The organism is Pseudoxanthobacter sp. M-2, assembly GCF_046156265.1.
Classification (GTDB): Bacteria; Pseudomonadota; Alphaproteobacteria; order Rhizobiales; family Segnochrobactraceae; genus CAMDHY01.
The window spans coordinates 150,734-164,503 of sequence record NZ_JAWDIR010000046.1 but is presented as its reverse complement, the minus strand read 5'-3'; the positions used below and the strand labels follow the sequence as shown (position 1 = coordinate 164,503).

Sequence of the window (13,770 nt, the reverse complement as noted above, 5' to 3'; positions counted from 1 at the left end):
CTCAGGGCGTGATCGCCACCTTCAGCACGCCGTCGCGCTGGTTGGCGAACAGCGCATAGGCCTCCTCGATGGCATCCAGCGAGTAGCGGTGCGTCACCAGGGGTCGGGTGTCGACGCGGCCGGAGGCGACGACGTCCATCAGCCGCCGCATCCGCTCCTTGCCGCCGGGGCAGAGCGTCGTGACGATGGTGTGGTCGCCGAGGCCGGCGCAGAAGGCGCCGAGCGGGATGTGGAGGTCGCCCGAATAGACGCCGAGGGAGGACAGCGTGCCGCCCGGCCGGAGCACCTTCAGCGCCGCCTCGAACGTCGACTGCCGGCCGAGCGCCTCGATCGAGACGTCGACGCCACGCCCGTCGGTGAGGCGCATGATCTCCTCGACCGGGTCGGTGGCGCCGAAGTCGACCACGTGGTCGGCGCCCATCCGGCGGGCGATGGCGAGGCGCTCCGGCACGGTGTCGACGGCGATGATGGTGGTCGCCCCCATCAGCCGTGCGCCGGCGGTGGCGCAGAGCCCGATCGGCCCCTGGGCGAAGATCGCCACCGTGTCGCCGATGCGCACCTTGCCGCTTTCAGCCCCGGAGAAGCCGGTTGAGAGGATGTCCGGGCACATCAGCACCTGCTCGTCGGTGAGCCCGTCCGGCACCGGCGACAGGTTCGCCATCGCGTCGGGCACCAGCAGGTATTCGGCCTGCGAGCCGTCGATGGTGTTGCCGAAGCGCCAGCCGCCCATCGGCTTGAAGCCGTGCTTCGTGCCGGCACCGTCCTGCGAGTGGCAGCCGCACAGGCAGGCGTTGCTGTAACCGCTCGGAGTGATGGCGCCGGCGATGACGCGCTGGCCTTCGCTGTAGCCGGAGACGGCGGAGCCGAGCTTCTCGATGATGCCGACCGGCTCGTGGCCGATGGTGAGGCCGCGGGCGACGGGGTACTCGCCTTTGAGGATATGGACGTCAGTGCCGCAGATCGTCGTGGTGGTGATGCGGATCAGCGCGTCGAGCGGCCCGACCTCGGGGATCGGCTTGTCGTCGAGCACGATGCGGTTCGCCTCGACGAAAATCGCGGCTTTCATCATCTTCGCCATGACCAGTCCTCGTTCTGCTGCGTGCCGGACGCCCCGCGAGTGCCGGGCTCACAAGCTCGCTCGGATGCTGCGGCGCGACGATGCGGGCGCAGGGTGTCATGTCCCACTGCGGTTGATTGCGTAGGGACAATTGCGGAGGGGCGCGGCTGGCGCTCTCCCCTACTGCGCCTTCAGAAGCGCGGCGCGGAAGCGCATCCCAGCGAGCGCCAGGAAGGCGAGGCCGATGACGAGGAGCGCCGCCATCTGCGGCCAGACGATGTCGAGCCCGGCGCCGCGGTAGAGGACGGCCTGCGAGAGCTTGACGAAATGCGTCGAGGGCGAAGCCTGCATCGCCGTCTGCAGCCAGTCCGGCATGCTCTCGAGCGGCGTCGAGGAGCCGGACAGAAGGTTCATGACGATCAGCACCGGCATGACGACGAGGCCGAACTGGGCCATCGAGCCGGCGATGGTGGCGACCAGGATGCCAAGCGCCGTCACCGAGAACAGGTAGATGACGGTCGCCAGCACGAAGAGCGGGATCGAGCCGGCGATCGGCACGCCGAGCAACCCCTCGACGACGAAGATCAGGGACAGCGTCGCCGCCACGACGATGACGAACCCGTTCGCCCAGATCTTGGCGAGCATGATCTCGATCGGCGTCACCGGCATGACGAGCAGGTGCTCGATGGTGCCATGCTCGCGCTCGCGGATGAGGGCGGCGCCCGTGAGGATGACCGAGAGCATGGTGACGTTGTTGATCACCTGCATCACCGCCATGAACCAGCCGGACTTGAGGTTGGGGTTGAAGGCGACCCGCACCACCACCTCCACCGGTGCGTCAGTGGCGGCGGCCGGGAACATCGCCAGCACCTCGCGCTGCACGATCTCCTGCAGGTAGCGGGCGCCGTTGCCGGCCTGGGACATCGCGGTGGCGTCCACCTCGATGCCGACGGCGGGGGAGCGGCCGCCGACGATGTCCTCCTCGAACTTCGGCGGGATCTGCACGACGAAGCCGAAGCGGCCGGCGTCGAGCGCCGCATCGACCTCGCGCACGGAGACCATCGTCGGCGTCTGGAAGAACGGCTCGAGCAGCGCGTCCTTCAGGCGGGCCGACAGCCGCGAGCCGTCCTCGTCGACGATGGCGACGGCGGCGTTCTCGACCTCGAAACGGGCACCGGAGGCGACCGTGTAGATGGCGAAGGTGAAGGTGTAGACGATCAGGAACAACATCACCGGGTCGGCGCGCAGGCTGTAGAGCTCCTTGACGCCGAGACGGACGATGCGGGCGAGGCGGGCGATCATGGCAGGTCGCTCCTCACTTCGCGCGCTTGCGGAGCGCGAGCGCGGAGGCCGCGAGGAAGCCGACGCCGAACAGCGCGAGCACGCCGATGTTCGGCCACAGCGTCTCGAAGCCGAGGCCCTTGGCGAAGGTGCCGACGGTGACGGGCTGATACCAGGCGGACGGGAAGCCGAGCCCGACCATGCGGGCGCCGCCGGTGAGCGAGGACACCGGCACCAAAAGGCCGGAGAAGTTCACCGCCGGGATGATCGCGAGAATGGCGGTCGCAAAGATCGCCGCCACCTGGCTCTTCACGAAGCTCGAGACCAACAGGCCGAAGCCGGTGGTAGCGAAGACATAGGCCGCCGTCCCGACGGCGAGGGCCAGAAACGAGCCGGTGAACGGCACAGCGAAGACGAGCCGCGCCTCGGCATAGAGCACGAGGAAGCCGGCGAAGGCGATGGCGAGATAGGGAAGCTGCTTGCCGAGCAGGAACTCGAACCGCGTCACCGGCGTCGCCCGGAAGTTGGCGATCGAGCCGGTCTCCTTCTCCTTGACGACGCCGAGCGCGGTCATGATCGCCGGGATCAGCACCAGCAGCATCATGATGACGCCCGGCACGATGGCGTTGGCGCTGACGAAGGCCTGATTGTAGCGAAAGCGCGTGACGAGCTCGACGGGGGCTGAGGCGGCGCCGGTGCCGGTTTCGCGGCGATGGGCGTCGCTCCAGTAATCTTGGGCGAGGCCGACGACGTAGCCGCGCGCCGTCTCGGCGCGGAACGGCATGGCGCCGTCGATGAAGACGCCGATCGACGGCGTGCGGTCGCGGGCGAGGTCGCGGCCGAAGCCGGACGGGATCTCGATCGCGACCGTCAGTTCGCCGCTCTTCAACCGCGCCTGCATCTCGTCGGGCGTCAGGATCGGCGTGTGCTCCTCGAAGTAGCGCGAGCCCTGGAAGCCCTCGAGCAACTGCCGGCTCTGGGTGGTGCGGTCCTGGTCGAGGGCGGCGAAGGACAGCTTCTCGACGTCGAAGGAGATGCCATAGCCGAAGGCGAGCATCAGGAGCATCGGCCCGAGGAAGGCGAAGACGAGCCGCGCCGGGTCGCGCGCCACCTCCAGCGCCTCGCGCACGGCGTAGGCCCACAGGCGGCGGAAATCGAAGCGGCGCAAGCGGGCCGGTGCGGCCTCGACCGCCGGCGCCAGCACCGCTCCCTCGCCGCGCCCCATGCCGGCCTCCTCCAGCACGGCGATGAAGACGTCCTCGAGGCTCGCCATGCCGCGCTCGGCCTTCAGCGCCGCCGGCGTGCCGACGGCGAGCACGCGGCCCTCGTGCATCAGCGAGATGCGGTCGCAGCGCTCCGCCTCGTTCATGAAGTGGGTGGAGACGAAGATCGTCACCCCGTCGTCGCGCGACAGCGCCACCAGATTGCGCCAGAAGCCGTCGCGAGCGACCGGGTCGACGCCCGAGGTCGGCTCGTCGAGGATGAGGATCTCGGGCCGGTGCAGCACGGCGACGGCGAGCTGCAGGCGCTGGCGGATGCCGAGCGGCAGGCCGTCCGGGCGCTGGTCGGCATAGTCCTCGAGGTCGTAGCGGGCGAGCATCTCGGCGACCCGGGGGCCGCGCTCGGCGCGCGGCAGGCCGAACAGCTCGGCGTGCAGCACGAGGTTCTGGCGCACCGTCAGCTCGCCATAGAGCGAGAAGGCCTGCGACATGTAGCCGACGCGCCGGCGGGTCTCGAGGTCGCCGGCGTCGAGCGGCTTGCCGAACAGCCGCGCCTCACCCTCGCTCGCCGGCAACAGGCCGGTGAGCATCTTCATCGTCGTGCTCTTGCCGCTGCCGTTCGAGCCGAGGAAGCCGAAGATCTCGCCCTTCGGAATGCGGAAGGAAACGTGGTCGACGGCGGTGAACGTGCCGAAGCGGCGCGTCAGCCCCTCCGCCTCGATCGCCGGCACGCCGTCGGCCGCGACCGCGGCCCGGGGCGGCGGTGGCGGCGGAACGGCGGCGCCACCATCGGCCATCAGGCGGACGAAGGCTTCCTCCAGCGTGGCCGCATCGCCGGCGGCGGCGCGCACGTCGGCGGGCGAACCGCTGGCAAGCAGCCGGCCGGCGTCCAGCGCCGCGAGCCACTCGAACTGTTCGGCCTCCTCCATGTAGGCGGTGGCGACGAGCACTGTCATCGCCGGGCGGCGCGCCCGCATGCGGTCGATCAGCTCCCAGAACTGCCGGCGAGACAGCGGGTCGATGCCGGTGGTCGGCTCGTCCAGCACGACGAGGTCGGGATCGTGCAGCAGGGCGGCACAGATGCCGAGCTTCTGCTTCATGCCGCCCGAAAGCTTGCCCGCCGGCCGGTCGCGGAAGGGGGCGAGGCCGGTGGCGACGAGGAGCTCGTCCATCCGCGCCCGGCGCTCGGCCTGTGGAAGACCGAACAGGCGGCCGAAGAACTCGAGGTTCTCGGCGATCGACAAGGTGGGCGTCAGGTTGCGGCCGAGGCCCTGGGGCATGTAGGCGATGCGGGCGGCGTTGGCGCGCCGGGCGCCGCGGGTCGCCATGTCGGCGCCGAGCACCGTGACGCCGCCTGTCTGGATGCGGGTGACGCCGGCGACGAGGCCGAGCAGCGTCGATTTGCCGACGCCATCGGCACCGACGAGCCCTGCCGTGACACCCGCGGGTACCGACAGCGTCACGCCGTCGAGGGCGATCGTTCGGCCGTAGCGGTGGGTGACGCCGTCGAGCAGGACGGCGGGCACAGTCATCTTTTCAAGAGCGACGGCGGGCGCCGTCATTGCGGCAGCTTGATCGCCAGCGCCTCCGGCCACGCCGCCGTCGGGCTGGTGCGCACATAGGCGAGGCCGCGCACGCCGATCTTCACGCGGCTCTCGTACTGGCGCAGCAGCGCCGGCGGGATGCGCAGCTTGACGCGGAACATCAGCTTCTCGCGCTCGTCGGCCGTCTCGACCGTCTTCGGTGTGAACTGCGCCTGGCCGGCGACGAAGGCGACGATCGCCGGCACGACGTATTCCGGCGCCGGGTCGAGGACGATGCGCGCCTCGTCGCCGATCGCCACCCGGCCGGCGGCGCGGGCGGCGAGGAACACCGTCATGTAGACGTCGGAGAGATCGAGCAGCGTCGCCACCGGCGCGCCGGCACCGACCACCTCGCCGGACTGCACCAGCTTGTACTCGACGCGGCCGCGGCGTGGCGCCTTCAAGACGGCGTCGTCCAGCAGCGAATGGATGCGGGCGACGTCGGCCCGCGCCGTGTCGGCGGCGGCGAGCGCCACGTCGAGGCGGGCCTGGGCGGCGCGGTGGGCGGCGGTGGCGGCATTGAGCTGGCTCAGCCGCCGGTCGAGCTCCTGCATGGTGCCGTGGCCGCGCTTCTGCAGCTGTTCAGCGCGCTCGTGCTCCTGGGCGGCGAGCAGGCTCTCGCTGTCGCGCTGGGCGATCAGCGCCTCGGCCTCGGCGATCGCCTGCTCGGTGCGGCGCACCTCTGCCTCGGCGCCGGTGAGCTGCGCGTCGAGCTCGGCGGTGTCCATGCGGGCGACGACGGCGCCGGCCTCGACGGTGTCGCCCTCCTCGACGAGCACCTCCAGCACGCGGCCGGCGAACTTGGCGGCGACGAGCACCTGCTCGGCCTCGATCCGCCCGTTGGTGACGACGATGTCGTCCGGCAGGCCATCGCCGGCAACGCGGCCCCACAGCGCCTTCAGCTTCGCGCCGAGGCCGTTGCCGTTGTCGGCGACAGCCGGCGCGCCGGACGCAGCGAGCACGAGGGCAACGGCGAGGGAGATGAGGACACGTCTGTGCATCGGATCACTCCGCGCGACGGCTCGATCGACGGGCGGCCCTCAGCGCATGGCCGACGCCTACCGTCCGGGCCGCCCGCCAGCATTGATGCAGATCACGCGGGTGCGTCCGGCCGATGACGCTACCCTAGCGACGTCGACGCGGCTTGGCTTCCCATCAGATCGACGGGGGCCGATCCGACCTCAAATCAGTTCGTCTGGGACGTCGCCGATCTTGCCGAGGATGACCGGCTCGTCATAGTCGCCGCTTTCCGGATCGCCGGAGCGGCTGAAGGCCACGGCGCCGACGATGCCGGTGCGATGCGGGGCGCGCTCGAGCAGAAGCCGGGCGTGCGCCTCGTCGCGGGCGGCCAGCGCCGGCGTCGGCGCGAGGCCCATCGAGCGGCCGCGACGCTTGATCTCGAAGGGCTGCACGACGAACACCGTGTGCCGCGGCGGCTTGCCGTTGGTCGCTTCTGCGGTCCGCTGCATGCCGGTCTCCGATTCGCACGTTCGAATTTTGTTCTAGGCGTGTCGGAGGGGCAAGTCGAGGCGCGACGGAGCGTGGAGGCGGAGGCCGGGGCAAACGGCGGCTCGCCCGTGCCGTCAGCCTGTCGGACGGTCCGGGGCGAGGCTGCCGAGCAGCGTCGGGATCAGCTCCGACACTGTCGGGTGGATCGGCACCGACCATTGCAGAACGTCGTATGGCGTGCCGGCATTGACCGCGTCGAGCAGGCCGTGGATCGCCTCGTCGCCGTTCACCCCGAGGATGCCGGCGCCAAGGATGCGGCGCGTCCCGGCGTCGACGACCACGGACATGAAGCCCTGCGTCTCGCCCATCTCCACCGCGCGGCCGACGCGGCTCATCGGACGGTTGGCGACGAGCAGCGGCCGGCCGGTCTCGCGGGCTTCAGTGAGCGTCATGCCCACCCGCCCGAGGGGAGGATCGATGAAGAGGGCGTAACCCGGCACGCGGTCGGAGACGCGGCGGTCGGCGCCGTCCAGCAGGTTGGCGGCGACGATCTCGAAGTCGTTGTAGGCGGTGTGGGTGAAGGCACCGCGGCCGTTACAGTCGCCGATGGCGAAGATGCCGGGGACGCTGGTGGCGAGGTGGTCGTCGACGGTGATGTAGCCCCTTCTGTCCGTTGTGACGCCGGCGACGTCGAGCCCGAGGTCGTCGGTGTTGGGCCGGCGGCCGACAGCCAGCAGCACGTGCGAGGCGACGACATCCGGCGGCCCCTCGGTGCAGTCGACGCCGACGGCGGCGCCCTCGGCGTGGGGGGCGAGGCGGATGCACGCGGCGCCGGTGCGCACCGCGATCCCCTCGCCTTCGATGATCTCGCGGATCGCCTGAGACACCGCCTCGTCCTCGCGCGCGACCAGCCGCGGCCCCTTCTCGACGACCGTGACGCGGGCGCCGAAGCGGCGGAACATCTGCGCGAACTCGAGCCCGATGTAGCTGCCGCCGATCACGACGAGATGCTCCGGCACCTCGGTCAACTGCAGGATGCCGGTGTTGGTGAGGAAGGGCGCCTGGTCGATGCCGGGCAGCGGCGGCACCGCCGCGCGGCCACCGACATTGAGGAAGATGCGTGGCGCCGAGAGCCGCTCCTCGCCGACGGCGAGCGTGTCTGGCGAAACGAAGCGGGCGTGGCCCTCGATGACGGTGCAGCCGTCCATGCCGTCGAGCCACGTGCGCACGTTCGCGCGGGCGTTCGCCGAGACGGTTGCGGCGCGTGCCTGCACGCGGGCCATGTCGACGCGGACCTCGCCGTCGATCGAGAAGCCGTACTCGGCGCCGCGGCGGGCGAGGTGGATCGCCCGGGCGCTCGCCACCATCGTCTTCGTCGGCATGCAGCCGGTGTTGACGCAGGTGCCGCCGAACAGGTGGCGCTCGATCACCGCCACCGTCTGGCCCGCTGCCGTCAGCCGCCCGGCGAGCGCCGGCCCCGCCTGACCGGCGCCGACGACGATGGCATCGAAGCGGCGGGTCATCGCAGTGCCGTGACGATCAGCACGGCGGCGAAGATCGCCACCGCATCCTCGACCAGCGCGGCCGGCGTGTCACTCCCGAACGCGCTCGCCATGCGGGCACGCGCCGCCCGCCCACGCAGCGTGCCGACGACCGCCCCGGCGACGCCGAGGCCGGCGCCGGCCCAGAGATTGCCGGCGGCGACGCCGATCGCGGCACCCGTGAGCGCGCCGCTGGCGAGGCGGGCGCCGAACTGTGTCGGCACGGTGCGGCTCGGCGTCGACGGCAGCTTGTCGGCGACAAACTCGAGGAGCGCCAGTGCCGTGAAGATCCACGGCGTCCATTGCCAGCCGAGGAAGGCGGGCCACGTGTCGCCGAGGTCGAGCCAACCGAGATGCGCCGCCCAGGCGACCGCTGCCGGCGCCGTCATCGTCCGCAGCCCGGCGACGATGCCGATGAGGAAGGCGAAGAGGAGGAGCATCGTCGTCATCAGATGTCGCCTCGCGCCGACGGTCCCCGCGGCGGCACCATAGCCGCTCCGCCAGCCGCCGCAAAACCCCGGTGTGCTGTGCGCCGGAACCGCCCGATGGGTTCCGCTGCGCGAGCCTCGCGCAAGCCTCCGCCACGATTGTGCCGCCGCAGGCAATACGGGGACTCCTATGCAGATTTCGATCCGGACCACGCTGGTCGCGCTGTTCTGCGCCATCAGCGCGATCGTCGCGGCCCTTTGCGCGACCGCACTCCACGGCGCGTACGGCACCCTCCAGGCTGCCCAGCGCGTCACGGTCCTCGCCGACATCGATCGCAACCTGTTCGAGGCCGTATCGAACTTCCGCTTCGAGCGTGGCGAGAGCGCCCTGCTGGTGGCACAGCCGGCCAGCGAGAGCGCCCAGCTCGCCCGCAACGTCGAGATGCGCCGCGCCACAGTCGTCGCCGCCATGGATACGGGCCTCGCACGCCTCGCCGAGGCGTCGGAACCGAGGTTCGCCGAACTCACTGCCCGGCTGCAGGATCAGTACGAGGTGGTGAAGGCCGCCCGCGAGAAGATCGACGCCGCCCAGGCGCTCCCCCTCGAGCAGCGCGACGCCACAGTCGGCAAGACGATGATGGCGGAGGGCGGCAAGCTCCTCGATGCCCTTACCGCCCTGACGACGGAGGTCGAGGCCGAGATCCGCACGATCGATCCGCGCCTGTCGCAGCTCATCCTCGCGCGGGCGATGTCGTGGGGCTCGCGCACCTATGCCGGCGTCAGCACCCTCGCCCTCAACGCCATCCTGTCCGAGGATCGTCCGGCGACGGCAGAGGAGATCGTCGCCATCACCACCAACGACGCCCGCGCCGACCTCGCCTGGGCGACGACCCGCGAGATCGCGCTCGCCGGCAATACACCGGAAGCCCTGAAGGCGGCGGCCGAGACCGCCCAGTCGACGTACTTCTCTGGTGCCTTCAAGGAGTACCGGGACGGCATCCTGAAGGCGCTCGCCGCCGGCGAGCCGTCACCGGTGCCGCTGCAGGACTGGCGGGCGCGCGTCGTCGAGCCGCTGGCCTCGATCGCCAACGTGTCGGGCACCGCCGTCGACAGCCTCGCCGCGACGGCCGCCGCGACGGAGGCCGCCGCCGGGCGCACCGCTGTCGTCTATGCGGTCGTGCTGGCGCTGTCGCTGCTGCTCGCCGGCCTCGGCCTGGTGGTGGTGGTGCGCCGCGTGACGGTGCCGATGACCCGCCTCACCCGCGTTATGGAGATGGTCGCGGGCAACCAGTTGGACGTCGAGGTTCCCGATACCACCCGAAGCGACGAGATCGGCTCGATGGCGAAGACGCTCCTCGTCTTCCGCGACGGCCTGCGCCGCAACGCCGAAATGGAGCGGGCCGCCGAAGAGGAGCGCCGCGCCGCCGAGGACGAACGCCGGCGCACGATGATGGCGCTCGCAGACGACTTCGAGGGCGCCGTCGGCTCGATCGTCGGCAGCGTGTCGACTGCCTCGTCCGAGTTGCACGTCACCGCGCTCGAGATGACGAAGGCCGCCCGCACCACGTCGGAACAGTCGACCAGCGTCGCCGCCGCGGCCGAGGAGGCCTCCACCAACGTCGTCGTCGTCGCTTCGTCCGCCGAGGAGCTCGGCTACTCGGTCGAGGAGATCGCCCGCCAGGTGAAGCAGTCGGCGCAGATGTCGGCGGTCGCCGTCAGCGAGGCGGCCGCGACCGGCGAGGTGATCCGGGAGCTGTCGCAGGCGGCGTCGCGCATCGGCGACGTCATCGGCCTGATCTCGTCGATCGCCTCGCAGACGAACCTGCTCGCCCTCAACGCCACCATCGAGGCGGCGCGGGCGGGCGAGGCCGGCAAGGGCTTCGCCGTCGTCGCTTCCGAAGTGAAGACGCTCGCCACCCAGACGGCGAAGGCGACGGAGGAGATCGAGACGCAGATCGGCGCCATCCAGGAGACGACCAAGCAGGCCGTGCGGGTGATCGAGGGCGTCGGCGAACAGATCCGCCGGATGAGCGACATCGCCACCACCATCTCGACCGCGGTCGAGCAGCAGGGCCTCGCCACCCGCGAGATCGTCCGCAACGTCGACCAGGCGGCGACCGGCACCAACTCGGTCAGCGCCCACATCGGCGACGTTGCCCGCACCGCCGACGAGACGGGTGCGGCAGCCGGCCAGGTGCTCGACGCCTCCGCCCGCCTGACCCAGCAGGCGAGCCACCTGCAGGACCGCATGCGCGGCTTCCTCACGACCGTGCGCGCCGCCTGACGGCCGCACGGCCGGCCCGCCCCCGAGGACGTCGCGTCTCTCCCCCCTGCGCGACGGACCCGGGGGCGATGGTCTGCCAGACCCGCTCCACCGGCGGCCCGCGACGACCCGCGGCCGCGCCGCGGGGCCGGGCGCCGTCAGGCCGTTGCCCGCTCCGGCTCACTGCCGGCGACGGCGGCCGGATCCATCCAGAACATCTCCCAGACGTGGCCGTCGGGGTCCTCGAGGCTGCGGGAATACATGAACCCCAGCTCCTGCACCGGGTTCGGGTCGGCGCGGCCACCGCCGGCGACGCCGCGGTCGAGCACGGCATCAACCTCGCCGCGGCTGTCGTGGTTGAGCGCGATCAGCACCTCGCTGACGGAGCGGTCGGCGATCGGCTTCGTCGTGAAGCCGCGATATTTCTCATGCGTCAGCAGCATCACGTAGATCGTCTCGGAAAGGACCATGCAGACGGCCGTGTGATCTGAGAACTGCGGGTTCTTCACAGCGCCGATCGCCTCGTAGAAGGCGGTCGCCGCGGCGAGATCGCGGACGGGCAGGTTGACGAAGATCATCTTGGGCATGCGCGGTCTCCTCTCCCAGCCGGCCAACAAGGCAAGCGGACAGACCTAGGACGCGTGAGAAGCACGACAACCGACATTGGCCCGGCAAAATCGACTTCAGCGCCAGCGACGACAGTTTCGAGCAAGGTGGCCCGGCCACGGTGCAAGCGCGGACGAAGAACTCTGGGCGCGCCCACCGACCTCAACATGACAGTCCGCGGCCGTGCGCGCGAAGGAAACTGACCATGGCGACTGGCTCCGTGCGCATCCTGCGGCGCGGGCCGCAGGCTGGTGCTGTCGAGAACCGCTGGCTCGACACTCTTCCGGCCGCGGTCCTGCTCTGCGACCCCTCCACCCTGATCGTCCGGTATGCGAACGAGCGCGCCCTGCAGCTCTTCCGCGACCTCGGCAATGCCCTCTCCGTCGCCGCCGACGCGGTGGTCGGCGGCCCGATCTCCGTGCTGCCGCTGTCCGACGGCCAGGCCTGGCAGCGCCTGACGGACGCCTCCGCCCTGCCGCGCACCTTCACGGTGACGCTCGGCGAGCGGACGATCAACGTCGACGCCAGCGCCGTCACCGGCCCGCGCGGCGGCTATGAATACGCGCAGCTGCTCGTCACCGACCGCACCGATCTCATCGCCGCGGAGACGCGCAACCAGCGTCTCTTCCAGATGATCGAGAAGATGCCGATCAACGTGATGACCTGCGAGCCGGGCACGCTCAAGATCGACTTCGCCAACAAGACCAGCCTCGACACGCTCGCCCGCATCGAGCAGCACCTGCCGATCAAGGCGAGCCAGCTGGTCGGCGCCTCCATCGACATCTTCCACAAGCACCCCGAGCATCAGCGCAAGATGCTGGCCGACGCCAGCCGCCTGCCGCACAACGCTCGCATCCGCGTCGGCCCCGAGACGCTGGACCTGCGCGTCTCCGCCATGACGAAGGCCGACGGCAGCTATGACGGCCCGATGCTCACCTGGTCGATCATCACCGAGAACGTCGCGGTGGCCACTCGCGTCACCGACGTCGTGCGCGACATGAGCCACACCGCCGACGCCGCCTCCGCCTCCAGCGGCACCCTGCTCACCCTCTCGCAGGAGAGCGAGGGCATGGCCTCGACCGTGTCCGCCTCGGCGGTGGAGATGTCGGCCTCGTTCGACGAGATCACCGGCCAGATCCATAGGGCCTCGGAGATGGCGAGCGACCTCGCCGTCAAGTCGGCGGACACCAACAAGGAAGTCGCCGGCCTCGCCGAGAGCGTCCAGAAGATCGGCAGCGTCACCGGCCTGATCGAGAAGATCGCCGGCCAGACCAACCTGCTCGCCCTCAACGCCACCATCGAGGCGGCGCGCGTCGGCGAGGCCGGCAAGGGCTTCGCCGTCGTCGCCCAGGAGGTGAAGGCGCTCGCTTTGCAGACCGCCAAGGCGACGCAGGAGATCCGCCAGCAGGTCGAGACCCTGCAGCTGGCGAGCACCGGCGCGGCCGGCGCCGTCAGCGACATCACCGGTGGCGTCGGCCAGCTGAGCGACGTCTTCGTGGCGCTCTCGGCCGCCGTCGAGGAACAGTCGGCGACCAACCGCTCGGTGAGCGAGAGCATCACCGGCGTCTCGTCGGCCGTCAGCCAGATCCGCGGCGCCGCCAACGACATCCGCACGGTCTCGGGCGAACTCGGCACCTATGCCGAGCGCCTCGATCGCGAGATGGCGGCGCTCCTGAAGACCTGAGGCGGGGTCGCGACCTCCACGGCCCGCGCCGGCGCACGCCGCCGGCGCGGAAGCCCGTCCGGGCTATCCAGCACGATCTGCCGCTGCTCAGGCGGCGCAGCCGCCGGTCATCGTCGCCATCGCCGCCTTCGCCTCCTCGAGCGAGACCTCGCGGACAGTGGTGGCGAGCGACCAGGAATGGCCGAACGGGTCCTTCAGAACGCCGTAGCGGTCGCCCCAGAACTGGTCGGCGACCGGCATCGTCACCGTCGCCCCGGCGGCGACGGCCCGGGCAAACGCCGCGTCGACGTCCGGCACATCGAGGTGCAGTGTGACCGGCGAGCCGCCGAGCGCCGACGGCGACAGCATCCCGTACTGCCTGTTCTCGTCGACCAGCATCACCGTCTGGCCAGCGATCCTGACGCAACCATGCATGAGCCGCCCGTCCGGCCCCGGCAAACGCGCCATCTCCTCGGCCCCGAAGGCCTTCACGTAGAAATCGATGGCCTCAGCCGCCCCGTCGATGACGAGGTGCGGCGAGAGCGGGCTCATCCGGCTGGCCTTGGGACTGGCCTCGGGCTGATCGGTCATGGCGGGGCTCCTCCTGTTCAGCCGCGGGCACCGCGGCCGACCGGAGGACGAACGGCAAGGGCGATCGCCGACAAGGTCCGGGACAATC

At 70.8% G+C, this 13,770-nt stretch carries 11 protein-coding genes; 2 read left to right on the top strand and 9 right to left on the bottom strand.

Translation table 11 applies throughout. The annotated features are described in order from the left end of the window. Nucleotide 1 precedes the first annotated feature (1 nt). The 7 genes from RUR49_RS23670 to RUR49_RS23640 all read right to left on the bottom strand — a co-directional run bounded on the left by RUR49_RS23670 (nucleotide 2) and on the right by RUR49_RS23640 (nucleotide 8,571). A complete protein-coding gene (locus tag RUR49_RS23670) occupies nucleotides 2-1,078 on the bottom strand; it encodes an NAD(P)-dependent alcohol dehydrogenase (protein WP_409148912.1) in 1,077 nt (358 codons plus the stop codon). 159 nt (nucleotides 1,079-1,237) lie between these two features. Further along, a complete protein-coding gene (locus RUR49_RS23665) occupies nucleotides 1,238-2,359 on the bottom strand; it encodes an ABC transporter permease (RefSeq protein WP_409148911.1) in 1,122 nt (373 codons plus the stop codon). Between the two features lie 13 nt (nucleotides 2,360-2,372). Further along, entirely contained in the window at nucleotides 2,373-5,090 is a 2,718-nt protein-coding gene (gene rbbA, locus RUR49_RS23660) for a ribosome-associated ATPase/putative transporter RbbA (protein ID WP_409148910.1), read from the bottom strand. Between the two features lie 26 nt (nucleotides 5,091-5,116). Beyond that, nucleotides 5,117-6,142: an HlyD family secretion protein gene (locus RUR49_RS23655; RefSeq protein WP_409148909.1), complete on the bottom strand. Its 1,026-nt coding sequence runs from the start codon at nucleotides 6,140-6,142 to the stop codon at nucleotides 5,117-5,119. Nucleotides 6,143-6,322: 180 nt separating this feature from the next. Further along, nucleotides 6,323-6,610, bottom strand: coding sequence for a hypothetical protein (locus tag RUR49_RS23650; protein ID WP_409148908.1), 288 nt, complete (start codon nucleotides 6,608-6,610; stop codon nucleotides 6,323-6,325). Nucleotides 6,611-6,724: 114 nt separating this feature from the next. After that, nucleotides 6,725-8,113: an FAD-containing oxidoreductase gene (locus tag RUR49_RS23645; RefSeq protein WP_409148907.1), complete on the bottom strand. Its 1,389-nt coding sequence runs from the start codon at nucleotides 8,111-8,113 to the stop codon at nucleotides 6,725-6,727. Beyond that, on the bottom strand, nucleotides 8,110-8,571 hold the full coding sequence (locus RUR49_RS23640) for a DUF4126 family protein (RefSeq protein ID WP_409148996.1): 462 nt from the start codon (nucleotides 8,569-8,571) through the stop codon (nucleotides 8,110-8,112). The genes RUR49_RS23645 and RUR49_RS23640 overlap by 4 nt, the downstream gene beginning before the upstream one ends. Nucleotides 8,572-8,749: 178 nt before the next feature. Here RUR49_RS23640 and RUR49_RS23635 point away from each other — a divergent pair, with 178 nt between their 5' ends. After that, nucleotides 8,750-10,843 (top strand): methyl-accepting chemotaxis protein, encoded by a 2,094-nt coding sequence (locus RUR49_RS23635; protein WP_409148906.1) that lies wholly within the window; start codon nucleotides 8,750-8,752, stop codon nucleotides 10,841-10,843. Nucleotides 10,844-10,980: 137 nt separating this feature from the next. Here the strand turns inward: RUR49_RS23635 and RUR49_RS23630 are convergent, their stop codons facing one another. After that, nucleotides 10,981-11,409 carry a VOC family protein gene (locus RUR49_RS23630; RefSeq protein ID WP_409148905.1) on the bottom strand — a complete coding sequence of 143 codons (429 nt, stop codon included), beginning with the start codon at nucleotides 11,407-11,409 and terminating at the stop codon, nucleotides 10,981-10,983. A gap of 224 nt (nucleotides 11,410-11,633) precedes the next feature. Between RUR49_RS23630 and RUR49_RS23625 the strand changes: the two genes are divergently transcribed. Next, complete coding sequence (locus tag RUR49_RS23625; protein ID WP_409148904.1) at nucleotides 11,634-13,112, top strand: methyl-accepting chemotaxis protein; 1,479 nt, start codon at nucleotides 11,634-11,636, stop codon at nucleotides 13,110-13,112. A gap of 87 nt (nucleotides 13,113-13,199) precedes the next feature. On the opposite strand, the gene RUR49_RS23620 is transcribed toward RUR49_RS23625, so the two are convergent. Continuing rightward, nucleotides 13,200-13,682 (bottom strand): VOC family protein, encoded by a 483-nt coding sequence (locus RUR49_RS23620; RefSeq protein ID WP_409148903.1) that lies wholly within the window; start codon nucleotides 13,680-13,682, stop codon nucleotides 13,200-13,202. Between the last annotated feature and the right edge of the window lie 88 nt (nucleotides 13,683-13,770).